We start from the raw sequence: 24,832 nt of genomic DNA, 5'->3' as shown, positions 1-24,832 counted from the left end.
AGATTGCCTTTGGCTCCGGGGTCCAGCGCGGTCAAGTCTCTGATCGCGCACGACTCTTCTCACGGCGCAGACGCGCCGTGGCTGGATGCCGGATCCAATCCGGCATGGCGAAAGAAAAAAGTCGCAAGCATCAACAGATCGAAGCCCGCGTCCGAAATCGACGCGGGCTTCATCGTTTCTGCAGGTTTGGCAATGCAGCAGCGAGCGCCCTTAGTGGCGCGGTCATGTGCTTGTCGCGTCTGAGGGCAAGGGCGATCCGCCGTTCGAGCGGCGGCTCGAGCGAGCGCCATTCAAGCCCCGATGCAGCACCTTCATGCTCCATCGCCATGCGTGGCACGATGGCAAGGCCAAGGCCCGCGCCGGCCAGTTTCTTGATGGCCTCGACGCTGCCCAGTTCCATGGCGGGTTGCACGGTGCGGCCGCTTGCCGAAAACCATTGATCCACGAGCTTGCGCGTATTGCCGCCCTCGTAAAGCAGCAATGGCTGTGTCGAAAGCGTCTCGGCATTCAGGATTGTTGCATCGCTGATGGTGCCAAGCGGGAAAACCGCAACCAGTTCATCGAGATGGATGTCGCTGATATCGAGGCTGCGGCCGCTGGCCGGCAGGGCCACCACCGCCGCATCGATCGTATTGGCTTCGAGAAGCCTCAGTATATCGTGGGTATTGCCGGTCTGCACGACGATGTCTATCCCCGGCATCACCTGGCGGATTTTGCCCAGCACTGGCGGCAGAAGATAGATGCAGGCGGTGGCGCCCGTGCCGATGCGCAGGCGTCCCGTCACGCCGCTGCGATGAGGGGCTACGGTATCGATGGCATGCGCCACTTCTTCCGCAATCCGTCTTGCATGGATGAGAAAGTCCCGGCCCGCCGCCGTCGGCTGCGCGCGCCTGCCGACCCGTTCGATCAGCCGCACACCGAGCTGCTTTTCCAGCAGCCGGATGTGCAGGCTGATGGCCGGCTGCGTCAGCCCCGCCTTATCGGCTGCGGCGGAAAAGCTGCCGAGTTCGGCGACATCCATGAAGCTGCGCACCTGCCGCAGATCGAGGTCCATCATCAAAGAAAACCTTATCGTTTGTATAAGACAGATAATCTTTATTTTGACTGAGCCGCAATGCACAATAATGCCGTGAATGACCACAGGACACGAGAATGACCCTTCCCACAATTTCCAGCCTTACCATCCGCCCCTGCGAGGAGGCGGATATTCCAGCCATTACCGAAATCTACCGGGATGCCGTGCTGCATGGCCGCGCCAGCTTCGAGATCGATCCGCCAAGCGTGGATATGATGCTTGAGCGCCGCCGATTGCTGGTGGAAGGCAACTACTCCTATCTCGTCGCCGAAATCGACGGAAAGGTAGCCGGATATGCCTATGCCGGCGCCTATCGTCCGCGCCCGGCCTATGGTGCTGCTGTGGAGAATTCCGTTTATATCGATCCGGCCATGAAGGGCATGGGAATTGGCCGCAAGCTGCTCGATGCGCTGATCGAGGATGCGACTTCGCGCGGCTTTCGGCAGATGATTGCGGTCATCGGCGATAGCGCCAACGCCGCCTCCATCGGGGTTCACCGCGCCGCCGGTTTCGAGCATGTCGGCACATTCAAGTCCATCGGATGGAAACACGGCCAGTGGCTGGACACGGTGCTGATGCAGCGCGCGCTGGGCGATGGCGACACCACGCCCCGTTTCTGAAACCTCAGGGCTTGGTGGAGCCGGGGATTTCAACCTTCAGCGTATCGCCGGCAAGCTCGCTGCCGAGTTCGACGGCCTTGGTCTTCTTGTCGTAAACGCAGATATGGCTGATCGTCGCATCCGCGCCCTTGGCCTTGCCGGTGAGGACGGCGAGGCCATAATTCTCGCTGCCCACCGGATCGACCACCACCTTGGCGTCCTCGATCATGTCATTGCCGGCGCCAAGGCACGCCGTCTGCACATCCGCCACGAATTCCTTCCAGGCATCGTCAGACGATGCGACGGCGGGTAGCGCCAGCGAGGAGAAGACGGCGAAAAGCAGCGCGCGATGGATCATGGGGCGGGTCATGGAATTTCCTTCCTGCAATTTCATCAAAAGCGAACCGATAGGGTGGAAAACAGTACGCCAGGGTTGTGAAACAAATGTGGTGGCGGCTGGCTTGAGAGGAATTTTCTCTTTTGTCGGAACATTTTGATATTTCACAGGTTGCCCAAACAGAGGTTCGCTCCTATGGTCCGCTCACACGGTTTCTAGGAGCGGTAACCCGCTGCAAAAAGGAGTAAAAACCATGGCCTTCGAACTTCCTGAACTCCCCTACGACTACGACGCGCTTGCACCATACATGTCGCGCGAGACGCTCGAGTTCCATCACGACAAGCACCACAAGGCATATGTCGACAACGGCAACAAGCTGGCGGCGGAAGCCGGTCTTTCCGACCTTTCGCTTGAGGAAGTCGTGAAGAAGTCCTTTGGCACCAATGCTGGTCTCTTCAACAATGCTGCCCAGCATTACAACCACGTCCATTTCTGGAAGTGGCTGAAGAAGGACGGCGGCGGCAACAAGCTGCCGGGCAAGCTGGAACAGGCGTTCGCCTCCGATCTCGGCGGTTACGACAAGTTCAAGGCTGATTTCATCGCTGCCGGCACCACGCAGTTCGGCTCGGGCTGGGCATGGGTTTCCGTCAAGAACGGCAAGCTCGAAATCTCCAAGACCCCGAACGGCGAAAATCCGCTGGTTCATGGCGCAGAACCGATCCTCGGCGTCGACGTATGGGAACACTCCTACTACATCGACTACCGCAACCTGCGTCCGAAGTACCTCGAAGCCTTCGTCGACAACCTCATCAACTGGGACTATGTCCTGGAGCGTTACGAAGCCGCTTCCAAGTAAGTTTTGCGGATTGTAATTTTTTGAGCACCCGGCCCCCCAAAGGCCGGGTGTTCTGCTTTTGAGGTCGACAATCCAGCGTGTCGCTCCCATTTGTCACAAGCCTGTCATCCGCCCGGTTTATCGCGGCGCATCATGACTGAAAAAACCACACCGCTATTCTCATTCGGCATTGTTGCCGATCCCCAATATGCCGATGCCGAACCCCGCCCGGATATGGGCCGGTATTATGCCGAAAGCCCGAAAAAGCTTGGCGAAGCGATCGACGCCTTCAATCGCGAGGAACTGGCCTTCGTGGTAACGCTGGGCGATATCATCGATCGCGGTTTTGAAAATTTCGATGCGATCCTTGGCGTCTACGAGCAGCTTCGCCACCCTTCGGTGATGCTGCCGGGAAATCACGATTTCGCCGTTGCCGCCGAACACCTGTCCGCCATCCATGCCCGCCTCGGCATGGCGTCGCCCTGGCACGATTTCACCATCGATGAGATACGTTTCGTGGTGCTTGACGGCAACGAGGTCAGCCTGTTTGCCCCGCCGCCCGGCGATCCACGCCGCACGCTAGCGCGAGAGCGTCTGAAGCACCTGCAAGAGGTGGGTGCGATCAATGCGCAGGACTGGAATGCGTCGCTCAGCGACGAACAGTTCGAATGGCTGCGGACCGTTCTGCAAAAGGCGGATGCGGCGGGTGAAAAAGTGGTCATTCTCTGCCACTATCCGGTCTATCCGAACAACGCCCATAATATGTGGGACGCGCCCCGCATCCTCGATCTTCTGGATGTACACCCTTCGGTCGTCGCATGGTTCAGCGGCCATAATCATGAGGGCAATTACGGGGTGCAGGGCAACACTCACTTCGTCAACTTCAAGGGCATGGTGGATACGCCCGACCAGAACACCTTCGCCATTGCCGATGTGTTTGCCGACCGAATCGTCATCCGCGGTTTCGGGCGCGAGGACGATAGGGTGCTGGAGCATTTGCGGCATAACGCTGACGTGCTTTGAAGTCAGCACCACCCTCTCAACCGTCATTACTGTCCCTGTCACAGGAATGACGGTTGAGACGGAGGCACCGACACACAAAGAAGGTTGAAAGACGCGCTAAATCAGTTGCTTTACGCGCCGGCTTGATTCGTCGTTCGTTCCGAAGTCCCCAGCTGATTGCTCTGCCAGCCGCTCATCCACAATAGCCGCAACCTTTCGCCTTCCATCTTGAAAAAGCTGCCGGTTGTCTTGCAGGTCAGAACGCGGTCGGAGCGGAAATTGCGGATCGCTTGCCTTAGCTCGCACCAAGCGACGATGTTGGTCGTCTCCGAATAATAGATCATGGCGATGGGCCGGATCTGTCGCCGGGTCTCGGTGCCGGTTTCATCGCCATAGGTTATGTCCAACCGCTCCTCGTCGCGCACCGCCCGCCTGACCATGGCAAGATCGACGCCGGCGGGTGAGGGCGCGATGCTGCCCCAGGCGTGCAGAGCATTGGCCGACAGGGTTTTCGACAGGGGTTCGGGCAGGGATGCGGCAATCTTGTCGCTGACCTTTTTGGCCGCCTGCCGCAATTCAGTATCGCCCGTGCGCGCGACCATGGCGAGCGCAAGCACGATCGCCTCCGTCTCCTCGATGGAAAACATCAGCGGCGGCAGGTTGAAGCCGGGACGCAGGATGTAACCGACGCCGCGTTCGCCTTCGATCGGCACGCGCATGGTCTGAAGGGCCGAAATATCGCGATAGACCGAGCGCACCGTGACCTCCAGTGCCTCGGCAATGGTCTGCGCGGTGACCGGCCTGCGCGCCACCCGCAGGATCTGGATGATCTCGAACAGTCTCGATGCCTTGCGCATTGCCGTTTTTCCCGGTGGTTTCCCAACGCAACTGACACAACGCTGTCAGTTGGCTTTTCCTATAAGCAGCAAAACACATTGAGAAACATGAGTTTTCCCGAATGTGTCGAAAACTGTTTTGGGAGATACTGACATGAGTTACGCCGAAAATCTCTGGCTTTTCTTTCTGGTCCTGTTCGGCATCATCATCCTGCCGGGCATGGATATGCTGTTCGTGCTGGCAAGTGCGTTGACGGGTGGCAAAAGAACCGGGCTTTCCGCCGCAAGCGGCATGAGCGCCGGCGGCATGGTGCATTCACTTTACGGTGCGTTGGGCGTCGGCATGCTCGCCGCCTGGATGCCGTCGCTGTTCCTGCCGCTGCTGGTCGCCGGCGCCGCTTACATGGTCTGGATCGGCGTCGGGCTGATGCGCAGCGCCATCACCGTCAATGGCGATGAGGCGCAGGCGAGCGCCTCTGTCAGAAAGGCGTTCTGGCGGGCCGTTCTCACCTGCCTTTCCAATCCGAAAGCCTATCTCTTCATGATGGCGATCTATCCGCAATTCCTCAAACCCGACTATGGTCCAATCTGGATGCAGGGTCTGGTAATGGGCGCGATGGTGGCCATCACGCAGTTCACGGTCTATGGCGCTCTGGCGCTGACGGCGGATAAAAGCCGGGCATGGCTCGTTTCCTCGCCTGCCGCGACGATTTTCATCGGCCGCGCCGCCGGTTTCATGCTGATTGCCGCAGCCCTGGTTACGCTTTGGGAAGCACTCTCCTAGACTTCTGTTTTCTTGGGGAAATTCACTGCAATGTGACTTCTTTTCGCCATGCGGAAAGGGCATCCTCGCGCCGTTATCGCGCGTTCGGCATCTGCCGGAATCAAGGAGAGAGTGTATGAAACTGAAAACCATCGCGGCGGCCATGCTTTTCGGCTGTCTTTGCGCCGGAGCGGTCTACGCTGCCGGCGAAGTCGAAAAACGTGAAGGCATGATGAAGCAGATCGGCGGCTCCATGGGGGCGCTTGCTGCCATCTCCAAGGGCCAGAAGCCTTATGACGCCGAAGCCGTAAAGGCTGCCGTGACGACCATCAGCACCAACGCCAAGGCTTTCCCCGACCAGTTTCCCCCGGGCAGCGAGACTGGCAGTTCTGCGGCACCCGCGATCTGGGAAAATTTCGATGACTTCAAGTCCAAGGCCGCCAAGCTCGGTGCCGATGCGGACAAGGTCCTCGCCAGCCTTCCCGCCGATCAGGCAGGCGTCACCGCCGCCATGCAGACCCTCGGTGCCGATTGTGGTGCGTGCCACCAGACCTACCGTCTGAAGAAGTGATCCTATTAAGAACGCCGCTTCCCGGCGGCGTTTTTTTCATCGGGAATGATGCCTGATCTCATCAGGTGATAATGGGGAGAGGGGTCATGGCCTCCATTTGGACGAAGCTCGCGGGCGGGATCGCGGTGGCGGCCATTGCCGGTTTCGGCATTTTCGCCTGGGTCACCGCGCCTGTGCGTCAGGCACCCAGCCACTGGGTGAGCCTTGGCGAGCCGGACCTTGCCAATGGCGAAACGCTGTTCTGGGCGGGTGGCTGCGCAAGTTGCCATGCGGCACCAGATGCCAAGGGCGATGCGCTTTTGACGCTTTCGGGCGGGCAAGCGTTGAAAAGCCCCTTCGGCACCTTCCATGTCCCCAATATTTCCTCCGATCCGCAGCATGGCATTGGCGGCTGGACGCTTTCGGAATTCGGCGATGCGATGACGCGCGGCGTCGGCAAGAACGGCGAACATCTCTACCCGTCCTTCCCTTACGCCTCCTATGCCCGCATGACGCAGAAGGACATCAACGATCTCTTCGGTTATTTGCGGGTTCTGCCCGCCAGCCAGAATGACGCGCCGGATCACGAACTGCCGTTCCCCTTCAACATGCGCATGGCATTGGGCGGCTGGAAATTCCTCTATTTCGATACATCCGCGCCACCCCGCGTCGAGCTTGCCGATGCCAATGCCGAATTGCTGCGCGGCCAATATCTGGTGGAAGGCCCGGGCCATTGCGGCGAATGTCACACGCCGCGCAATGCGCTTGGCGGTTTTCTCGATGGCAAATGGCTGGCCGGTGGTCCCAATCCCGAAGGCGAGGGCCGCATTCCCGATATTACCCCCGGCTCGCAGAGCGTCGGAAGCTGGGAGGCGGCCGATATTGCCAACTATCTGGAAACCGGCTTCACCCCGGAATTCGACAGCGTCGGCGGCTCCATGGTCAAGGTGCAGCAGAATATGGCGCATCTGACGGCCGAAGACCGCAATGCGATCGCCGCCTATCTGAAGGCCATCCCGGCACGGTAGCCCTTTGCCGTCATGCCGGACTTGATCCGGCATCCAGCCACGGCGCGCAATTCTCACGCCGGCCTGCCATTGACTCGCACCCGCACCCATCGGATAACGATCCTGTGATGGTTCCTTCCGGGCGTTCCGGAAGGTGAAAAGGGAACACGATAGGGAGACATCCTCATTCGTGGCTGCCCCCGCAACTGTGAGCGGAGAGCCTGAAACGAAATGCCACTGGTAAGCATCTCGCCGGATATGGGCGAGGGCAATGCCGGGAAGGTGTTTCAGGTTTTGACCCGTAAGCCAGGAGACCTGCCATCACGGAAATGTCCATGCCGGCGGGGTGTCCGGAAGAGCGGAATTTCAGGGTGGTGGCGCTTGAACGTGCCGCCCTGTGTCAGTCTCGTATCCCCGTGGTGAAGTGTATCGCATGCGGCTGCACGGCGTTTGCCGTTCCGCCGCGTCTAAAGGCGCGGGGTCGCGCCGTAAGAGGGGTCACCATGTCCATCAACCAGAATACGGCAAATGCCGCCGTTTCAGCAAAAACGGGGAGCTTGGCGCAATCGCTGACGGCGATCGTGCTTGGTCTGTTCGTCGTCGGTTTTGTCGGCTTTTCGCATGTGGAAGCCGTTCACAACGCTGCGCATGACACACGTCATGCCAATGCTTTCCCTTGCCATTGAGGGAAAAAGCATGTCGTTCTTTCGCAGTATAGTTTTTACCGCCGTCCTCGTCGGCATCGTTGGCGGCTTCGCCGTTTCGGCCATGCAGGCTTTCGGCACCACGCCGCTGATCCTGAAGGCGGAAACCTATGAAAATGCGGGTGGCGAAGCGCCCCACAGCCACGATGCTCCGGCCACGACCGGCGCTGCCGTTCCCGCGCACGAACATAATGAGGAAGCCTGGTCTCCGGCCGACGGCTTCGAGCGCACCGCCTATACGGTCGCCGCCAACGTGCTGACCGCCATCGGTTATGCGCTGGTGCTGACCGGCCTCATCTCGCTGCGCGGCACCGATGCCGGCTGGCGCGAAGGCCTTTTGTGGGGTGTGGCCGGTTTTGCCGCCGTCATGCTTGCGCCGATGATCGGCCTGCCGCCGGAACTGCCGGGCAGCCCGGCGGCCGCGCTTGAGGCGCGTCAAATCTGGTGGCTTTCGACGGTTGCGGCGACCGCAGGCGGCATCGCGCTGATCGCATTCCGGCGCGAACCCTGGGCAATCGTGCTCGCACTGGTGTTGATCGTTGCTCCACATGTGGTGGGCGCGCCCCTGCCGCCGGAAGGTGAACATGCGCTGGCACCGCTGCCGCTGGAACGACAGTTCATCGTCGCCGCCACCGTGACCAGCTTTGTCTTCTGGGCCTTGCTCGGAACATTGAGCGCGTTTTTCCTGAAGCGCTTCCAGCAGGCTTAAATCCATGCAGGACGCAGCCGAATGGAGTGAGGAACTCGACGCGCTGCGTTTTGCCGTTCCCGGTCACGGCGCTTCCTGCGCCGTGCACCGCCTTGCCTTCAAGGCAGTCCTTGGCGTCAGCCCGGAACGGGAAGCGGCGCTCGCCTATTTTCATGAGAATGAGGCTGCCTTTACGGCCGCAGCCCTTGCCAAGATAAAACGCTCGGCTTTGCCGGCCGGTCGCAGTCTGCATCTCAACAGCCGCGATATCCGCCGTGCGATTGCGGGGGAGGGCGGGGATGTCGCGCCCCGTGTCTGCCGGGTGCTTGATCAGGGGTGATTTGTGATGGTCTCGCGGCTTAACTTCCCCACCACCCTCATTCCTGTGACAAGCACAGGAATGAGGTGGGAGGATCCGCAAAACTCCCAACACCAAGGTGAGCCTCACCGGTGCTCCGCCGCAAAAACCTGAAGTTCCGCCTCGGCTTCCGGACCAAAGAGGCCGAGGTGTTTCAGAATTTCCACTGCGAAACTGACGGGTGCACTGCCGGCTGCGGTTACGATTCCGCCATCGCTGACCGCCTTCGGCTGGTCGCGATAGAGCGCTTCGCCGCGATAGGACGGATAGGCCTTGTGAGAGGCGAGCGAATTTCCGGTATGGGCGACGTCATCAAGGGCGCCCGTGCCTGCAAGCGCGCTGGCAGCCGCGCAGATGCCGGCAACCAGTCGGCCCTTCTCGCGAAACCGCTGTACCAGCCCGCCAAGATCGACAGCCGTTCCCTTTTCCCAGCCGAGGCCGCCGGGAATGACGAGCGCATCGATGTTAGCAGGATCAAGCGCATCATAGGATGTGTTGGGCGTAACGTTGAGCCCGCCCATTGAAGCCACGGGCCGGCCGTCCGGGGTTGCGTAAACGATCTCGACGCCGAGATAGCCGCGCGCGGCGGCGGCAAGCAGCGCCGGTTCCCAGTCCGCAAAATCCTGCGCAAGCGCAATGGCAATCCGTGTCATGGCCGTCTCCGAAGGTTGCAATCAGGCGATAGACTGCATGTAGCGCATGCCGGTGACCGGGCGCGGCGCGAAATCCATGCTTTCGTAGAAACGATGCGCGGCGACATTGCCGGTCGTGGCGCTGACGGAAAGATAGTCGCAACCGAGGCGCTTGGCGATATCGCGGGCGCGGGAAACCAGGTGCTGGCCGGTGCCATGTCCGCGGTGACCGTCACGCACGAAAAGATGGTGCAGCTCAAGCCCGCGGCGGCCTTCCTGCGCCCTGTAGAGCGGCAGCATCAGGGCGTAACCGATCAATGCGCCGTCGGCTTCCGCAACCAGCCCATGCACCCAGGGAAGCGGGCCGAACAGGTCGCGTTCCAGTTTCGCCGGCGTAATCGCCGCCGCATCGCCATGAAAGGTGGCAAGCAGGGTGATCATCTCATTGAGCTCAGGCAAATCGGTCTTGCGTGCGCCACGAATGATGACGACGGGCGGTCTTTCCAGTGTAAGGGAACTATCTTCGGTCATTTTTCTGGTCCTTCGGTTTTATCGGTGCCGTCAGGACGCTTGAAAAACAACAAAGCCGCCTGACGGCGGCTTGTTGACAAAATGATCTGTCGAGCCGCCCTTTACAGGTAGGCCCAAAAGTACGAGCAGGAGATGGGTGCGCGTTCGTTGATCATTTCCATGCAATGCGCTCGAATCTGAAATCTGTCAAGCCTGCTGTTTAGCCTCAATGCTCGCCTTCGCACATGCCATGGTCGGAAAGTGCGCGGATGACGTAACAATCCTCGATCGAATGACCATGGCAATGGGAGACGATACGTTCCAGCTCATGCTCGAGCTTCTTGAGGCTGCTGATTTTTTCGCGCACATGGGCGAGGTGTTCGGCGGCAATGCGATCCGCACCCTCGCACGGCATTTGCCGGTGCTGGCTGAGCGCGATCAATTCTCTGATGGCGTCGATATTGAGCCCGATATCGCGGGCATGGCGGATGAAAGCCAGCCTTTCGAGATCGGATTTTTCGTAACGGCGCTGGTTGCCTTCCGAGCGGTCTGCCTCGCGGATGAGGCCCATCTGCTCATAATAGCGGATCGTCGGAACCTTCACGCCGGTACGTTTGGACAATTCACCGATGGACAGCATTGCCTTCTCCATATCCTCAAGAGCAGCCGGGACAAGAACGAACCGGATGCTCTAGTCTCTAGAGATATAGCTTTTCAGCCTGCCATACAATGGGTGTCAGGCGGCGGCATCCACGCCGAGTGCCTGCGCCAGGGCTTTGAGAACTTCTGTCTCGATGCTGGAGGCGGCGTCAGGCTGCGCTGATGCGGCGATCTCTACCGCCGGTTCGGCTCTGGCCTGTGCGCCGCTGTCCAGGTTCCAAAGTGCTGCGGCAAGTCCGGCGGAAACGCTGGCGGCGGCAGGTGCGGCGGAAACGGCAACGCTCTCGGCGCTGGAAATCGCGCGGTGTGCCGCCCGTGTCAGTTCCAGCAGGGCCTCGGTGGTTGCATTTGTTTCCCTGGTCTTTGTCGCCTCAAGGGTCCGGACCGGAGTTGCGTAATAGCTGCTGGTTGTTGCTGCGATAGTCGTCATGACTGAGTCCCCTAAGTTTCATGGGGTATTTTTAGGGGTCGAAACATTCGCGAAGATTGCGTCGCGCAGGGCTTGAACCAAAAAACATCGCAATATAGTATACCCCCCTATAGTATATGAGGTACTCATGTCCCATACGATCCGCAACAAGGAGAAGCTTCTCGCTCGCATCCGTCGCCTCAAGGGGCAGATGGAGGCGGTGGAGCGTGCCTTGGACGATTCCAAGCCCTGCGGCGAGGTGCTGCAATTGCTGGCCTCGGTGCGCGGTGCGCTTTCCGGCCTGACGGGGGAGGTGATGCAGGAACATCTGCATGAGCACGTCGTGCACGCCGAAAATGAAGACGAGCGGGCGCGTGCGGCGGAAGAGCTGGCCCAGGTGCTGAAGACCTACATCCGCTAACCTCTCTCCCAAAAGTGTCCGCGGCTTTGGGAAAAGACATGCGTGAAACAGAATATTCCAGGATCGAACAGGATTAGCGACATGACGACGACATCCGAATTTCCCGCAGCGTCCGGCCACGACCATGTTTTCCTAGGCCGTAACCATGAGCGCAATGAAAAGCGCGTGTGGATGGTGATTGCGCTGACCACAGTCATGATGGTGGCGGAGATCGTCGCTGGCCACTGGTTCGGTTCCATGGCGCTGACGGCGGATGGCTGGCACATGTCCACCCATGCGGGCGCAATGCTCATCTCGGCGCTGGCCTATCTCTATGCCCGGCGTGAGGCGCGCAATCCGCGCTTCACCTTCGGCACCGGCAAGTTCGGTGATCTCGCCGGTTTTGCCAGCGCCATCGTGCTGGCGGTGGTGGCGCTGCTCATCGCCGTTGAAAGTGCGATGCGGCTTTTCAATCCTGTTCAGATCGACTTCAATCAGGCGATCCTCGTCGCCGTCATCGGTCTTGCCGTCAATCTCGTCAGCGCCGTGCTGTTGAAGGATGACCACGATCATGGCCATGGCCATGGTCACGCACATGGTTCGCATGCCCATCACGGCCATGGCAGCCACGCCCATCACGATCACGGCTCGCACGCGCATCACGGCGAACATGGTGCGAAGGGCGGCAGGGACAATAATCTGCGCGCAGCCTATCTGCATGTACTCGCCGATGCGCTGACTTCCGTTCTCGCCATTGTCGCGCTGCTGCTCGGCAAGTGGAACGGCTGGTCCTTCCTCGATCCGTTGATGGGTATTGTCGGCGGTGTGGTGATTGCCCGCTGGTCATGGGGACTCATTCGCTCCACGGCAACGACGCTGGTTGATGCGGTTCCGCTGACGGAGGACTTGCCGCAGGAAATTCGTGAAAGCGTGGAAACGGAAGAAGATCGCATCACCGACCTGCACGTCTGGCAGGTGGGGCCGGGGCATCACGCTGCCATTGTCGCCATCCACTCGCAGGTGCCGAAGGCGCCGGCTTTCTACAAGCAGAAGCTTGCAGCCATACATGAACTCTCACATGTAACGGTGGAGGTCAGCCCGGCAAGGGCCTGATCGGAATCATCTATTCGTATTCGGAATAGGCGCTGCGCACCCATTCGGCCTGCGCTTCTGCCTTGTCTTCGGCGGAGGTCGCAGCCGGCGTGTGGGCCGGCGCGCTGCCATTGCCGACGGCCCACAGCACGTTGGCCAGCGAACGGGAAAGAACGGTGCTGGAAACGGTCGGGTTGCCGGGGCCGCGTTTAACGGCCTGTTCCTCGGGCGCGCTCTGCGCGCTGCCGGGTTTTTCAATGTCGCGGACACGAGCCTGATAATTGTATCCGCCAATATTGCTTTCGATCTGCATGCCAGTGATTCCGCGTTCAAAAGTTAACAAATGGTTAACGGCGGCGGCTTGCCCGAAGCTTGCGCTTGCTGCATTGCAATGTCGTTCCCGGCTTGACACGTGGCAAAGGGGTGCTTCGTTTTTGCATGGTTGGATGGGAAGGCGGGCATTGCCGGCCTTGCCCTCACTTCGCGTCGTGCTCGCCATGGCGACCCTGTTGTGCCGCTCAAACTCTGGCGCCAAACACCCCAACTCCCGTCATGCCGGCTCTAGGCCGGTATGACGAAAGAGCGTTTTGACGCAGCCAGGCAGCTCCGATGTCTTTTGCGCAGCGGGGCTGGGGCTGTTTCGGTCCTCTGAAAGAAAGGCAAATCCTGTTGGTGCCGGATTACGCGGTTTCCTTCTCCACAGGCGCCGCCGGTTCCGGGATTTTTTCCGCTTCCTCCGCGACTGCCACCCCGGCCTCCGTCTCCTGAGGTGCCGGCGTGACCATCGCCGCCACCAGCGTGTCGAGGCCGATGGCGCCGACTGGCTTGCCGTCTTCATCCACCACATGGGCGCTGGTTTCGTTCGCCTCCGACATATCGCGGGCGATGGTTTCCAGAGTCGCGTTTTCCGGCACCGACATGCCCTCGGGTTTCGCTGTCAGCGGCTCCATCACGGTGGTCGCCTGAAGCACGCGGCTGCGGTTGACGTCGCGCACGAAGTCGGTGACGTAACCATCCGCAGGGGAAAGGATGATGCTCTGGCCGTCGCCCTGCTGCACCACTTGGCCGTCTTTCAGAATGGCAATGTGGTCGCCGAGCCGCAAAGCCTCATCCAGATCGTGGGTGATGAACACTACTGTCTTTTTCAGCTCCTGCTGAAGGTCCAGCAGCATCGTCTGCATATCGACACGGATCAGCGGATCGAGAGCCGAATAGGCCTCGTCCATCAGGAGAATATCGGCATCGTTGGCAAGCGCGCGGGCAAGGCCGACACGCTGCTGCATGCCGCCGGAAAGCTGGTTCGGATAATAATCCTCATAGCCGGCAAGACCGACACGATCCAGCCAGTAACGGCCTTTCTCTTCGCTGTCCTTGCGTGGCATGCCCTGAATATCGAGGCCGTAGACGCTGTTTTCCAGCACGGTGCGATGCGGCAGGAGGCCGAATTTCTGGAACACCATCGCCGTTTTGTGACGGCGGAATTTCCGCAGCGCCGAAGTGCTCATGCCGCAAATGTCCTCGCCGTCGTAGAGAACCTCACCTGCGGTCGGGTCGATCAGCCGGTTGATGTGGCGGATCAGCGTCGACTTGCCGGAACCGGAAAGCCCCATGATCACGGTGATCTTGCCGCCCGGCATGGTGATGTTGATGTTGTTGAGGCCAAGCACATGGTTGTGTTTGTCGTTCAGCTCGACCTTGTCCATGCCTGATCGCACCGCTTCGAGATATTTCTCGGGATGCTTGCCGAAGATCTTGTAAAGATTCCTGATTTCGATGCTTTTAGCCATGGGAGACCTCGCGGTATTTCTGCAGGCGCTTGCCGAAAGCCTGGCTTGCCCGGTCGAACATGATGGCGATGGCGACCAGAGCGAAACCGTTCAGGAAGCCCACCGTGAAAAACTGGTTGTTGATGGCCTGCAAGACATTCTTGCCGAGCCCGCCGACACCGACCATGGAGGCGACGACGACCATGGCGAGTGCCATCATGATGGTCTGGTTGATGCCGGTCATGATGGTGGGCAACGCCAGCGGCAGCTGCACATTAAACAGCTTCTGGCCGTTGGAGGAGCCGAAGGCATCGGCGGCTTCCAGCACTTCCCGGTCTACCAGGCGGATGCCGAGGCTGGTCAGGCGGATGACGGGCGGAATGGCGTAGATCACCACTGCGATCAGGCCCGGTACCTTGCCGATGCCGAAAATCACCACCACGGGGATGAGATAAACGAAGCTTGGCAGGGTCTGCATCACGTCGAGCACGGGATTGATGATACGCTGCAACCGTTCGGAGCGTCCCATCAAAATGCCGAGCGGCAGGCCGATGACGATGGCGATCAGCGTGGCGATGGCGACGATGGAAAGCGTCGTCATGGCGTCGCGCCAGAGGCCGACTGCGCCGATCATGAGCAGGGAGATGGCCGTGCCACCGGTGATCTTGAAGCTGCGCCCGGCCAGATGCACGATCGCCAGAATGACCAGCATAGTGACGATCCACGGGGTCTGGATGAACAGCCGCTCCGAGGAGTTGAGAAAGAGCTGCAGCGGATGCACGATCACATCGATCGCATCGCCGTAATTGCGCACGATATCGCGAAAACCGTCATCGATGGTCTTGCGTGCCACACGCATCGTGCCGTTATCGATGGCCGGAAACTTGCACAGCATATCCGGCAGATAGTTACAGAGGGCCATTATTGTTGTTTTCCCTTTGGTTTGGATGAATGGGAGGGACAATGGAGTCGCTGGAGCGTGCGGGCACCCCCCTCTGTCCTGCCGGACATCTCCCCCTCAAGGGGGGAGATCGGCAAGACGCGCCACATCGCTTCATCCGCTAGGTTGGAGTGGAGCGAGGCCTTGCCGCAGGTCGATCTCCCCCCTTGAGGGGGAGATGCCCGGCAGGGCAGAGGGGGGTAAGCTAAGGATACAAACCCAAGCTTTTCCCTCCTGCGGATGCGTTACATCGAAGCCTTGATCTTCTCCGCCACCTCGGGCGAAACCCACTTCGTCCAGATATCCTCGTTGTTCTCGAGGAAATATTCTGCGCCGTCTTCGTTGGTGCCCTGGTTTTCATCCATCCAGGCAAGAACCTTGGCGACGGTCTCGTTGTCCCACTGCCGCTTGCGGATATAGTCGATGGAAGGACCGGCCTTCTCGGCGAAGTCCTTGGTGACAACAGTGAATACCTCTGCCACCGGATAGGCGTTTGGCTTGGGATCGGCGCAATCAGGCTTGGCGATGCAATTGTCGTAGGCCTCGCGGTCGAGTGCCACGCCATCGTCCAGTTTCACCATGTTGTAATTGCCAAGAATGGCCGTCGGGGACCAGTAATAGCCGAGCCAGCCCTGCTTTTTCTCATAGGCATTGGAGATCGAGCCATCGAGGCCCGCGGCGGAGCCGGTATCGATCAGGGCGAAGCCCTTCTCGTCGGCCTTGCGTGCCTTGAACAGGTTGGCGGTCGTTGGCTGGCAGCCCCAGCCCGGCGGGCAGCCAAACACGGCACCCTTGCTGGCGTCTTCCGGCGCGGGGAAAAGCTCGGGATGCTTGAGTGCGTCCTCAACTGTCTTGATATCGGGGTGTTCGTCGGCGAGATATTTGGGAATCCACCAGCCTTCAACGCCACCTTCACTCAGGATTTTGCTTTCCTGGATCAGGTTGCCTTTCTTGACGGCGTCCTCATAGGGGGCGCCAAGGGTATTCACCCACATTTCGGGCGCCATATCCGGCTGGCCCTTTTCATTCATGGAGGTGAATGTGGGAGTGGTGTCGCCGCTGATGACGTTGACCGTGCAATCATAGCCGTTTTCCATGATGAACTTGTCGACGTAAGCCGCAACACCGGCGGATGCCCAGTTCATTTCGGCGATGGTGACGCTGCCACATGTTTCTGCGGCGTTGGCGGAATTTGCTGCACCGGCAGCGATGGTAAAGCCCGTTACGAGAATGGTCGAGGCTAGGAGTTTCTTCATGGGAGACCTCCAAGTCTGATGCAGTGTTTTCAATTGGCAAAGCGGGAGCACTGCAAAGCCCGGATTGCCAAGGGCGAACTGACATGGCGCATGAAAAAGCCGAAAAAATCCGGCGATAAGATTATCCGCAAGACGTGCTGCAGGATTGCCGCGAGAAAGGCGGCGAAAAGGCGCATGAATATGTCAACGGCCCGGATAATACGGCCGAAAAGTGATATTGCAATGCGAAATGGCGCAACGCAGCCATGCGTTCGATTTCCGGAACATTTTTTCCGGTGACGTAATACATGGGAATTATTTGTGTTTGCGGAAGATATATTATGAGTTGCAGCAACTAGAAATAAAAATTCAATGTCGATAAAGATTTTATTTAAATAAAAGATGCGTATGATAATTTGTGGAAAAAATATTCAATAACGAGATTTTTGCAGGTATTTTAGTCCAAAATAAGATCGGGCGACGATTGGATCGCCGCCCGTTTCTGCATTCAGCGTGTCAGACGGTGTCCTTGCCCGCGACCTTCAGTGCGAAGGCATATTCGAAGGCAATTTCTTCCAGCCGCTGGAAACGGCCCGACTTGCCTCCATGGCCAGCCGCCATGTTGGTCTTAAGCAGGATCGGGGCTTCCCCCGTCGTCTTTTCGCGCAGTTTCGCCACCCATTTGGTCGGTTCCCAATAGGTCACGCGCGGGTCGGTGAGGCCGGAAAGCGCAAGCAGCGGCGGATAGGGCTTTTCCCCGACATTGTCATAGGGGCTGTAGGCGGCGATCCACTGATATTCCTCTTCCGATTCCAGCGGATTACCCCACTCCGGCCATTCCGGCGGGGTTAGCGGCAGCGTGTCATCAAGCATGGTCGTCAGCACGTCCACGAAGGGAACCGCAGCGATGATGCCGGCAAATTTTTCCGGGGCCATGTTGGCGACGGCGCCCATCAGCATTCCCCCTGCCGAACCGCCTTCCGCGATGATGCGGTCGTAGGAGGTAAAGCCTTCCTTGACCAGATGATCGGCAGCCGCGATGAAATCCTTAAACGTGTTCTGTTTGTCTTTCATCTTGCCGGTTTCATACCACTCGAAACCCTTGTCCTTGCCGCCGCGAATGTGGGCGATGGCATAGATAAAGCCACGGTCTGCCAAAGACAGCGTTGTGGTGGAGAAGGAAGCGGGAATGGTGATGCCATAGGCGCCGTAGCCATAAAGCAGGCAGGGGGCCGAACCGTCGAGCGCTACATCCTTGCGGTAAAGCAGCGAGACCGGCACCAACTCGCCGTCATGGGCAGGCGCCATGATGCGGCGGGTAATGTAATCGTCGGGATTATGGCCGGAAGGCACTTCCTGCGTTTTCAGCAGCGTGCGGTCGCGCGTCACCATATTGTAGTCGAACAACTGGCTTGGCGTCGTCATCGAGGAGTAGGAGAAGCGGATGACATCGGTGTCGTATTCTGCAGCGCCATGCAGGCCAAGCGAATAGGCTTCCTCTGCAAAGGCGATGGAATGCTCCTGGCCCGTGCGGCGATCACGGATAACGATGCGCGGCAGGCCGTCGCGGCGCTCCAGCCAGATCAGATGGCGGGCATAGGCATCGACGGAGAGAATGAGGCGACCCGGCTCATGCGGCACGACCTCCTTCCAGTTTTCCTTGCCCGGCGCGGTAACCGGCGCTTCCATGATGCGGAAATCCTTGGCATCGCCGTCATTGGTGAGGATGTAGAAGACATCGCCGCCTTCGCACATCGAATATTCGATACCTTCATCGCGCTCCGCAACCAAGACAGGCTCGGCCATCAGGTCCTTGGTGGAAAGAATGCGGTATTCGCTGGTCTCATGGTCGTGAATGTCGATGAAGATGAAGTCGTCGAGCACGGACGCGCCAACGCCCATGAAGAAGCCGGGGTCCTTTTCCTCATAGACCAGCCGGTCGGCCGACTGCGGCTCGCCGATGATGTGGTGGAAGACCTTCGAGGGGCGGTGGTTTTCGTCCTGCAGCGTATAGAAGAAGCTCTTGCCGTCAGGCGCCCATGCCCCGCCGCCGCCGGTATTTTCCACGACATCGGCAAGGTCTTCACCGGTTTCGAGATTACGGATGCGCAGCGTGAAATATTCCGAACCCTTGTCGTCATAACCCCAGATGCCGTGACTGTGATCGGAAGACTGGTCGAGGCCGGCAAGACGGAAATAATCCTTGCCTTCAGCTTCCCTGTCGCCATCAAGCAGCACGTGCTTTTCGCCGCCATCACGCGGGGTGCGGAAATAATGCGGTTGCTCGCCGCCGGTCACGAACAGCGTGCCATAGGCATAGGGTCCATCGTTGACCGGAACAGAGGAATCATCCTGCTTGATCCGGCCTTTCATCTCCTCGAACAGCTTTTCCTGAAGCGCCTTGGTGTCGCCCATTGCGGCTTCCATATAGGCGTTCTCGGCCTCCAGATGGGCGCGGATGGCTGGGTCGAGCAGGGTAGGGTCCTTGAACATGGCCTGCCAGTTATCGGCCCGGAACCATGCGTAGTCATCGGTGCGGGTGATGCCGTGATGCGTATCCTGGACGGGCCGTTTTTCGGCGGTCGGGGCGGCGGGCAGGTTCTTGAAAATCGGCAAGGGAAACTCGCTTTCGTATGAAAAATGCGTGGGCGGCACCCAAGATGTAGAGTGCCCCTCACCACCGATCAAGTTTCAAATCTCCACAGGTGAAATGAGGCTTGGGCACAATTTCGTCAGTTTTCGATCACATTTTGGCAATATCCGGCAAATCAGCGATGATACGCGCCTGCCACCGGCCTGCCGTGCATCGATAAGAACAAACGAAAACTGACAGGATCCCATGCGAAAGTTTCTTCCCGCTGCTCTTTCTGCGTTTTTCCTTGCCTTGCAGGCATCTACACCCGCTTTCGCAATAGACGCCAACGTCATGCGGCAGCTGAACGTGCTCGCCCCCGAGGAGCGTCTGGAGCAGCGTTGCGACATAGAGGCGATGGAGCGGATCGCGACGGAGCAGAAGGGCATGAAGCCGGATAAGGTCATTGCCTATACCTTCGGTGATCCCGAGGTTGGCAAGAATTCGATCAAGGCGTCGGGTGCAGTCTTCAGAAGCGCCGGTGAATGGTACAAGCTCAAATACAAGTGCCAGCTGAAAAGCGACAGCCTCTCCATCCAGTCCTTCGATTACCGTGTCGGCGACAAGATTCCCGAAGAGCAGTGGAAGAAGTTGTATCTTTATGACTGATCGGGGAATTCTTCGTCCGCGGTCGCCGGTTTAAACCCCGCTTTTCTTGCCGCCCTGCCAATGGGTCTGTAACGCTGTCCTTCGATCGAATTGAGGGGCGAGAACATGGCGAAGCAATTCAAGGGACTTTCGGCTTTTCCGATCACGCCCGCTGACGAGGCCGGGCAGGTGGATAGCCAAGCCTTTTCCGCCCTCGTCGAGCGGCTGGATGCGGCGGAGGTCGATTCCATCGGTATTCTCGGCAGCACCGGAACCTATATGTATCTGTCGCGTGCCGAGAGGCGGCGCGCGGTCGAGGCAGCCCATGCCGTCCTCAAGGGCAGGCGCACATTGATGGCAGGCGTCGGCGCATTGCGTACCGATGAGGCCGTGGCGCTGGCGAAGGATGCCGAAGCTGCCGGTGCCGATGCGCTGCTTCTGGCACCCGTTTCCTATACGCCGCTGACTCAGGAAGAGGCCTATCACCATTTCGCCGCCGTCGCCGGCGCAACCGATTTGCCGCTCGCCATCTACAACAACCCGACGACGACGCGATTCTCCTTCAGCGATGAGCTTCTGGTCAGGCTCGCCTATATCCCGAATATCCGTGCCATAAAGATGCCGCTGCCGGCCGATTCCGACTATGCGGGAGAGCTTGCGCGGCTGCGGCCGAAACTGACGGATGATTTCGCCATCGGTTACAGCGGCGACTGGGGATGTGCGGAAGCAACGCTTGCCGGTGGCGATGCCTGGTACAGCGTCGTTGCGGGCCTGCTGCCGGTTCCGGCATTGCGGTTGATGCGCGCCGCTCAGGCCGGGGATGCGGAGGAGACGCGCAGGCTCGATCTGGCCTTCCAGCCGCTCTGGGCCCTTTTCAAGGAATTCGGCAGTATCCGCGTGATCTACGCCGCCGCCAGTGCTTTGTCGGTAACGGCATGCGAGCCGCCCCGGCCAATCCTGTCGCTCACCAGCGCGGAGCGCCAGCGGGTGGAAGAGGTGCTGAACGCTCTGTCAACGCTGGAAGCCGCGCCATAATTCGGGCGTTTTGCAGGCGGATTGCCACATCTTACCCTTCGGAAACTGAAAAATGCTGCGTAGCCTGCCCTTTGCCGCTCTCTTCCTGTCGCTCTCCACTGCCGCCTTCGCGGGGACGGGTCTCGTCGAGCCGACGCTGAAAATGACGCCGAGGCATGACGGCAGGGTGCGGGTGGCGATGACTCTGGACGCCTGCATGGGCAAGACCGACCATCGCATTCTCGATACGCTGGTGCAGGAAAAGATACCGGCGACGATCTTCGTCACTGCCCGCTGGCTGAAGCACAATAGCGAAGCGCTTGCCGTAATGATGGCGCATCCGGATTTGTTCGAGATTGAAAACCACGGCGAAAACCATGTGCCAGCGGTGGACAAGCCCGTTGCCATCTACGGCATTGCCGCTGCCGGTTCGGAAGCGGCAGTCGAGCAGGAGGTCGAGGGCGGCAGGCAGGCAATTGTCGCCATGACCGGTCTTCAACCGCAATGGTTTCGCGGTGCGACGGCGAAATATACCACCTCGTCCATGGCTACCATCAACAGGCTCGGCATGCGGGTGGCGGGTTATTCCGTCAATGGCGATGGCGGCTCGCTTCTGGGCGCGGCCGCCACGGCAAAGCACATCGCTTCGGCCAGGGACGGCGACGTCATCATCTCCCACATCAATCAGCCTACCCACGAAGCGGGTGAGGGCGTGGTGAGGGGACTTCTGGCGCTGAAGGCGCGCGGCGTGGTGTTCACAAGGCTGGACGACCCGTCGTTTACGCCGCCGGGTAATTGAGCGGGGCGGCTCTCTCCTCATTCCTGTAACAAGCACGGGAACGAGGGAAATGAGCATCCCACATCCACGCCCGTTTTTCGGCGGCATACCGCTCAAATTTGCGCTAGCATCCTCCCATGCTGTTCAAACGCCCCGACACCGAAACCCTATATTCCGCCCTTGTGAACAAGGACCCCGCCTATGAGGGCGTGGCCTATGTGTGCGTGACCTCGACGAAGATTTTCTGTCGCTTTACCTGTACGGCGCGAAAGCCGAAGATCGAAAACTGCCGGTTTCGCGAAACCATCGCCGAATGTCTGGAAGCTGGCTTCCGCCCCTGCAAGCGCTGCAAGCCGATGCTTTCCTATGGCACGGCGGATGAAACCGTCACCACCCTTCTGACGGCACTGGAAAACGAACCGGCGCGGCGCTGGCGTGAGGAGGATGTGGTGGCGATGGGCCATGACCCTTCCACCGTGCGCCGCACCTTCAAACGCCGTTTCGGCATGAGTTTTCTGGAAATCGCAAGGTTGCGGCGGCTGGGAGATGCGGCGACAAGCCTTGCATCAGGAGAAGCCGTGATCGGCGCTCAGATCGATGCCGGATATGAATCCGGCAGCGGTTTCCGCTCGGCCATCAACCAGTTCTTCGGCACCTCTCCCGCCGCCATGAAGGGTAAGGGGTTCCTGAAGGGCGACTGGATCGACACGCCGATCGGTCCGATGCTGGTGGTTGCCGATAATCATGCCCTGCATCTTCTAGAATTTGCCGACCGGCCAGCGCTTCCGGCCGAATTGAAGCGGCTGAAGGCCCGCACCGGCGCGGATATGGTGCTGGGCAGGACGCCGGTCACCGGCCAGATCGCAGCAGAACTCGCGGCCTATTTCGCCGGGCACTCGGCTGACTTCGAAACCCGGCTTGCCGGACACGGCACACCCTTCGAGCGCGATGTCTGGCACGCATTGCGGGAGATACCGGCGGGAGAGATCGTCAGCTATTCTTCGCTTGCGACGTCGATGCAACGGCCATCCGCCGTGCGTGCCGTCGCCCGCGCCAATGGCGCTAACCAGATTGCCATCGTCGTTCCCTGCCACCGGGTGCTGGGCGCAGATGGCAGCCTGACCGGGTATGGCGGTGGGCTGTGGCGCAAGAAATGGCTGGTCGAGCACGAGCGGCGCATGGCCGATAAGCTCCGCATTCCTCTCGCCTCCTGACCGGCCTTCAGGCCGGCAGGTTTGGAACGATGCGGCGTGAAGGAAACAGCTCGCGCGTTACTGTCATGGCGATCAGCGACAGCGGCAGTGCCAGCATGGCGCCCGCAGCACCCCACATCCACGTCCAGAAGATGATCATCACGAAGACGAGGAAGGGGTTGATCTCCATGTTGCGGCCCACCACTGCCGGAAAGGCCAGGTTTTCCATCAACAGGTGAATGGTGAAGAAGATCGCGGATGGCAGTAATGCCAGCACCATGTTGTCATGCGTGATGATGCCTGCCACCGCCAGCGACACCGTCATGGCGGTGATGCCGAGAAACGGCACGAAGCTGGAGAGGAAGGCGAAGAGCCCCCACAGAAGCGGCATGGCCAGCCCGCCGAAATAGGCGATCGCCACCATCGTCACGCCCAGCGCCGCATAGATCAGCGCTGCCGTGGCAAAATAGGTGCCGAGCACTTCTTCCACCGAAGCGATGATCCGAATGGCCCTCAGCCGCTGGTGCCGGGCCGGAAAGGCCATGATTATCGCCTTGCGCAGCCGCAGGCGGCTGTAGAGGAACATCAAAAGCGCGGCGAGGAAGATCATGCCCTGAACGACTGCGGGGGTGACGTTGGAACCGAGCAGGGAAATTATCTCGCCGCTGCGCGAAATCAGCGACTCCATTGAAATCGACCCCATGCTGAAGGTCGCTGCCGAAATGTTCAGCCATCGGATGCTTTGAAGATAGGGCAGGAAGCGGTCCATACTGCGTTCGATCAGCGCTGGTCCTTCGGAGGCGAGCTGCGACAACGGGTCGATCAGCGAATTGATCACGAAAAACATCACGGCCGCGACAAGGCCGGAGAGAATGACCGCCACACCGGCACCGGGAATGCCATAGGAACTGAGCTTTTCCGCCGCGATGCCGAGGATCATGCCCACGACAATCGCCAGCACCACGGGTATGAGGATCAGAGACAATTCATGAATGACCGCCATCATGACGACGAGAAAAATGCCAATCACCGACCATGCAACGGCCACATCGAGCGCTTCTCGGCCGAGCGGCTGCTGGCTGCGCGCGTCGTCACGGTGCGACCCGGACGCCAGACCCTCGAAAGGGTCGGCCTTCGTCGACGGAGCGTTTGCGGCGCGCCGCCCGATATTGCCCAATATGCCGGTTTTTTCCGGCCTGGCATTCTCATTCATCGAACTGTCCCCCAATAAGACATCAAACGTTCGAAAAATGAGGCGGTTCCGGAGCGGCAAAAATTTCTGCCGCCCCGTGGTCTTTACGCGGAAAGCTTCAGGCCTATGCCCCACGGATCTTTGAGAACAATACCGTCGCTCTGCCGTTCCGTAGCTATTTCCAGCCGGTCGAGAGCAGCCATTGCAGTATCGAGCGCCGCACTGTCGTTGAACTTCAGCGAGTAGCCCGAAAGGCCCGTCATGTTGTCCTTGCGGGCCGTGGCGCCGCGGCTGTTCCAGATATTGGCGGCCACATGGTGATGATAAGCGCCCGAGCCGAAGAAGCTGGCACCCGGATAACGCGCCATGATCTTCAACCCCAGCACATCCTTATAAAACTCATCCGCCTGCGGAATATTGCCGACCTGCAGATGCATGTGGCCGATGGCCGTTCCATCGGCAGCGCCCTCGAACGCCGTTTTCGGCGCACTGTCATACAGCGCCTGTAGGTCGAGGCGGAGCGTGGCCATCTCCACCGTGCCGTCCTGCTGGTAGGTCCATTCCGAGGGCGACCGGTCGCGATAGACCTCGATGCCGTTGCCTTCGGGGTCGGCCAGATAGATCGCTTCACTCACCAGATGGTCGGATGCGCCCTGAAGCTGGATATTGTTGTGCGCGGCATGGGCCAGCCAATGAGCCAGATCCTCGCGGCGCGGCATCAGGAAGGCGGTATGGAACAGGCCTGCGGCATTGCGCGGCGCGCGTTCAACCGTGCCGGAGGTGGAAAGTGTCAGGAGCGGCTGGCCGTTGACGCCCAGAACCTCGCCGCTCGGGCTTTTTTCGATGACGGAGAGGCCGATGATTTTCTGGTAGAATTCCGAAATGCGCGGCAGATCGTGAACGACAAGATGAGCCTGACCGACATAAGCCGGCCGCGTCAGGGCGAATTGTTTGATTTCACTCATCATAATCTCCATATTGAATCCGGCGTGCTGACGACGCGGGTTTGCGCGTCTGCATCAGCCGACGCCGCTTTG

General features: G+C 59.6%; 29 protein-coding genes and 1 riboswitch. Of the genes, 15 read left to right on the top strand and 14 right to left on the bottom strand.

What is annotated here, in order from left to right; all coding sequences use genetic code 11:
* Positions 1–169: 169 nt before the first annotated feature.
* On the bottom strand, positions 170–1,057 hold the full coding sequence (locus tag J5276_RS10450; protein ID WP_065702667.1) for a LysR family transcriptional regulator: 888 nt from the start codon (positions 1,055–1,057) through the stop codon (positions 170–172).
* A gap of 95 nt (positions 1,058–1,152) precedes the next feature.
* Between J5276_RS10450 and J5276_RS10445 the strand changes: the two genes are divergently transcribed.
* The gene (locus J5276_RS10445) at positions 1,153–1,695 is read left to right on the top strand and encodes a GNAT family N-acetyltransferase (RefSeq protein ID WP_003511952.1); all 543 of its coding nucleotides are present in this window, start codon (positions 1,153–1,155) and stop codon (positions 1,693–1,695) included.
* Between the two features lie 4 nt (positions 1,696–1,699).
* On the opposite strand, the gene J5276_RS10440 is transcribed toward J5276_RS10445, so the two are convergent.
* On the bottom strand, positions 1,700–2,044 hold the full coding sequence (locus tag J5276_RS10440; protein WP_174011270.1) for a hypothetical protein: 345 nt from the start codon (positions 2,042–2,044) through the stop codon (positions 1,700–1,702).
* A gap of 220 nt (positions 2,045–2,264) precedes the next feature.
* On the opposite strand from J5276_RS10440, the gene J5276_RS10435 reads away from it, so the two are divergent.
* Positions 2,265–2,867 (top strand): superoxide dismutase, encoded by a 603-nt coding sequence (locus J5276_RS10435; protein ID WP_003511955.1) that lies wholly within the window; start codon positions 2,265–2,267, stop codon positions 2,865–2,867.
* A gap of 132 nt (positions 2,868–2,999) precedes the next feature.
* Complete coding sequence (locus J5276_RS10430; RefSeq protein ID WP_080799133.1) at positions 3,000–3,869, top strand: metallophosphoesterase; 870 nt, start codon at positions 3,000–3,002, stop codon at positions 3,867–3,869.
* Positions 3,870–3,979: 110 nt separating this feature from the next.
* Here J5276_RS10430 and J5276_RS10425 read toward each other — a convergent pair whose 3' ends face one another.
* Positions 3,980–4,705, bottom strand: coding sequence for a YafY family protein (locus J5276_RS10425; protein WP_112155236.1), 726 nt, complete (start codon positions 4,703–4,705; stop codon positions 3,980–3,982).
* 133 nt (positions 4,706–4,838) lie between these two features.
* Here J5276_RS10425 and J5276_RS10420 point away from each other — a divergent pair, with 133 nt between their 5' ends.
* The 6 genes from J5276_RS10420 (at position 4,839) to J5276_RS10395 (ending at position 8,736) form a co-directional block, all read left to right on the top strand.
* Complete coding sequence (locus J5276_RS10420; protein WP_003511960.1) at positions 4,839–5,468, top strand: LysE family translocator; 630 nt, start codon at positions 4,839–4,841, stop codon at positions 5,466–5,468.
* Positions 5,469–5,583: 115 nt separating this feature from the next.
* Positions 5,584–6,018, top strand: a complete 435-nt coding sequence (locus J5276_RS10415) for a cytochrome c (protein WP_003511961.1) — start codon at positions 5,584–5,586, stop codon at positions 6,016–6,018.
* 86 nt (positions 6,019–6,104) lie between these two features.
* Positions 6,105–7,025, top strand: a complete 921-nt coding sequence (locus J5276_RS10410) for a cytochrome c (protein WP_003511962.1) — start codon at positions 6,105–6,107, stop codon at positions 7,023–7,025.
* Positions 7,026–7,116: 91 nt separating this feature from the next.
* Positions 7,117–7,342, top strand: a riboswitch (cobalamin riboswitch).
* 165 nt (positions 7,343–7,507) lie between these two features.
* Positions 7,508–7,690: a CbtB domain-containing protein gene (locus J5276_RS10405; protein ID WP_111796179.1), complete on the top strand. Its 183-nt coding sequence runs from the start codon at positions 7,508–7,510 to the stop codon at positions 7,688–7,690.
* Positions 7,691–7,700: 10 nt separating this feature from the next.
* Positions 7,701–8,417 (top strand): CbtA family protein, encoded by a 717-nt coding sequence (locus tag J5276_RS10400; RefSeq protein ID WP_038490258.1) that lies wholly within the window; start codon positions 7,701–7,703, stop codon positions 8,415–8,417.
* Positions 8,418–8,421: 4 nt separating this feature from the next.
* On the top strand, positions 8,422–8,736 hold the full coding sequence (locus J5276_RS10395; RefSeq protein WP_111789385.1) for a hypothetical protein: 315 nt from the start codon (positions 8,422–8,424) through the stop codon (positions 8,734–8,736).
* A 104-nt stretch (positions 8,737–8,840) separates the two neighbouring features.
* On the opposite strand, the gene J5276_RS10390 is transcribed toward J5276_RS10395, so the two are convergent.
* From J5276_RS10390 to J5276_RS10375, 4 genes are all read right to left on the bottom strand, one after another.
* Positions 8,841–9,407, bottom strand: a complete 567-nt coding sequence (locus tag J5276_RS10390) for a type 1 glutamine amidotransferase family protein (protein WP_112155238.1) — start codon at positions 9,405–9,407, stop codon at positions 8,841–8,843.
* 21 nt (positions 9,408–9,428) lie between these two features.
* Positions 9,429–9,917, bottom strand: coding sequence for a GNAT family N-acetyltransferase (locus J5276_RS10385; RefSeq protein WP_003511975.1), 489 nt, complete (start codon positions 9,915–9,917; stop codon positions 9,429–9,431).
* A gap of 205 nt (positions 9,918–10,122) precedes the next feature.
* The gene (locus J5276_RS10380) at positions 10,123–10,536 is read right to left on the bottom strand and encodes a helix-turn-helix domain-containing protein (RefSeq protein WP_025592768.1); all 414 of its coding nucleotides are present in this window, start codon (positions 10,534–10,536) and stop codon (positions 10,123–10,125) included.
* A gap of 96 nt (positions 10,537–10,632) precedes the next feature.
* Positions 10,633–10,986, bottom strand: a complete 354-nt coding sequence (locus J5276_RS10375; protein ID WP_111789383.1) for a hypothetical protein — start codon at positions 10,984–10,986, stop codon at positions 10,633–10,635.
* Positions 10,987–11,113: 127 nt separating this feature from the next.
* Between J5276_RS10375 and dmeR the strand changes: the two genes are divergently transcribed.
* Entirely contained in the window at positions 11,114–11,386 is a 273-nt protein-coding gene (dmeR, locus tag J5276_RS10370) for a Ni(II)/Co(II)-sensing transcriptional repressor DmeR (RefSeq protein WP_003494395.1), read from the top strand.
* A gap of 81 nt (positions 11,387–11,467) precedes the next feature.
* Positions 11,468–12,478 (top strand): CDF family Co(II)/Ni(II) efflux transporter DmeF, encoded by a 1,011-nt coding sequence (gene dmeF, locus J5276_RS10365; RefSeq protein WP_112155239.1) that lies wholly within the window; start codon positions 11,468–11,470, stop codon positions 12,476–12,478.
* A 10-nt stretch (positions 12,479–12,488) separates the two neighbouring features.
* Here dmeF and J5276_RS10360 read toward each other — a convergent pair whose 3' ends face one another.
* The 5 genes from J5276_RS10360 to J5276_RS10340 all read right to left on the bottom strand — a co-directional run bounded on the left by J5276_RS10360 (position 12,489) and on the right by J5276_RS10340 (position 19,014).
* A complete protein-coding gene (locus tag J5276_RS10360; protein WP_038490269.1) occupies positions 12,489–12,770 on the bottom strand; it encodes a hypothetical protein in 282 nt (93 codons plus the stop codon).
* A gap of 367 nt (positions 12,771–13,137) precedes the next feature.
* Entirely contained in the window at positions 13,138–14,244 is a 1,107-nt protein-coding gene (locus J5276_RS10355; RefSeq protein WP_112155240.1) for a glycine betaine/L-proline ABC transporter ATP-binding protein, read from the bottom strand.
* Positions 14,237–15,145, bottom strand: coding sequence for a proline/glycine betaine ABC transporter permease (locus J5276_RS10350; RefSeq protein WP_003511991.1), 909 nt, complete (start codon positions 15,143–15,145; stop codon positions 14,237–14,239). The genes J5276_RS10355 and J5276_RS10350 overlap by 8 nt, the downstream gene beginning before the upstream one ends.
* Before the next feature lie 263 nt (positions 15,146–15,408).
* Positions 15,409–16,419, bottom strand: a complete 1,011-nt coding sequence (locus J5276_RS10345; RefSeq protein ID WP_112155241.1) for an ABC transporter substrate-binding protein — start codon at positions 16,417–16,419, stop codon at positions 15,409–15,411.
* Positions 16,420–16,914: 495 nt separating this feature from the next.
* A complete protein-coding gene (locus tag J5276_RS10340; RefSeq protein WP_112155304.1) occupies positions 16,915–19,014 on the bottom strand; it encodes a S9 family peptidase in 2,100 nt (699 codons plus the stop codon).
* A 223-nt stretch (positions 19,015–19,237) separates the two neighbouring features.
* On the opposite strand from J5276_RS10340, the gene J5276_RS10335 reads away from it, so the two are divergent.
* The 4 genes from J5276_RS10335 (at position 19,238) to J5276_RS10320 (ending at position 22,624) form a co-directional block, all read left to right on the top strand.
* Positions 19,238–19,639, top strand: a complete 402-nt coding sequence (locus J5276_RS10335; protein ID WP_003511997.1) for a DUF930 domain-containing protein — start codon at positions 19,238–19,240, stop codon at positions 19,637–19,639.
* Between the two features lie 105 nt (positions 19,640–19,744).
* A complete protein-coding gene (locus J5276_RS10330) occupies positions 19,745–20,653 on the top strand; it encodes a dihydrodipicolinate synthase family protein (RefSeq protein WP_112155242.1) in 909 nt (302 codons plus the stop codon).
* A 52-nt stretch (positions 20,654–20,705) separates the two neighbouring features.
* On the top strand, positions 20,706–21,431 hold the full coding sequence (locus J5276_RS10325) for a polysaccharide deacetylase family protein (RefSeq protein ID WP_019564112.1): 726 nt from the start codon (positions 20,706–20,708) through the stop codon (positions 21,429–21,431).
* Between the two features lie 116 nt (positions 21,432–21,547).
* On the top strand, positions 21,548–22,624 hold the full coding sequence (locus J5276_RS10320) for a bifunctional transcriptional activator/DNA repair enzyme AdaA (RefSeq protein WP_112155243.1): 1,077 nt from the start codon (positions 21,548–21,550) through the stop codon (positions 22,622–22,624).
* Positions 22,625–22,631: 7 nt separating this feature from the next.
* Here J5276_RS10320 and J5276_RS10315 read toward each other — a convergent pair whose 3' ends face one another.
* Positions 22,632–23,816 carry an AI-2E family transporter gene (locus tag J5276_RS10315; RefSeq protein WP_003512001.1) on the bottom strand — a complete coding sequence of 395 codons (1,185 nt, stop codon included), beginning with the start codon at positions 23,814–23,816 and terminating at the stop codon, positions 22,632–22,634.
* Between the two features lie 83 nt (positions 23,817–23,899).
* Positions 23,900–24,760 (bottom strand): VOC family protein, encoded by an 861-nt coding sequence (locus J5276_RS10310; protein ID WP_112155244.1) that lies wholly within the window; start codon positions 24,758–24,760, stop codon positions 23,900–23,902.
* Positions 24,761–24,832 lie beyond the last annotated feature (72 nt).

The sequence above is a fragment of the Agrobacterium sp. S7/73 genome, from assembly GCF_019355535.1.
GTDB classification, from domain to species: Bacteria; Pseudomonadota; Alphaproteobacteria; order Rhizobiales; family Rhizobiaceae; genus Agrobacterium; species Agrobacterium tumefaciens.
Note: the sequence above shows the minus strand (reverse complement) of the source record. Positions and strands in the feature narration are given on the sequence as shown.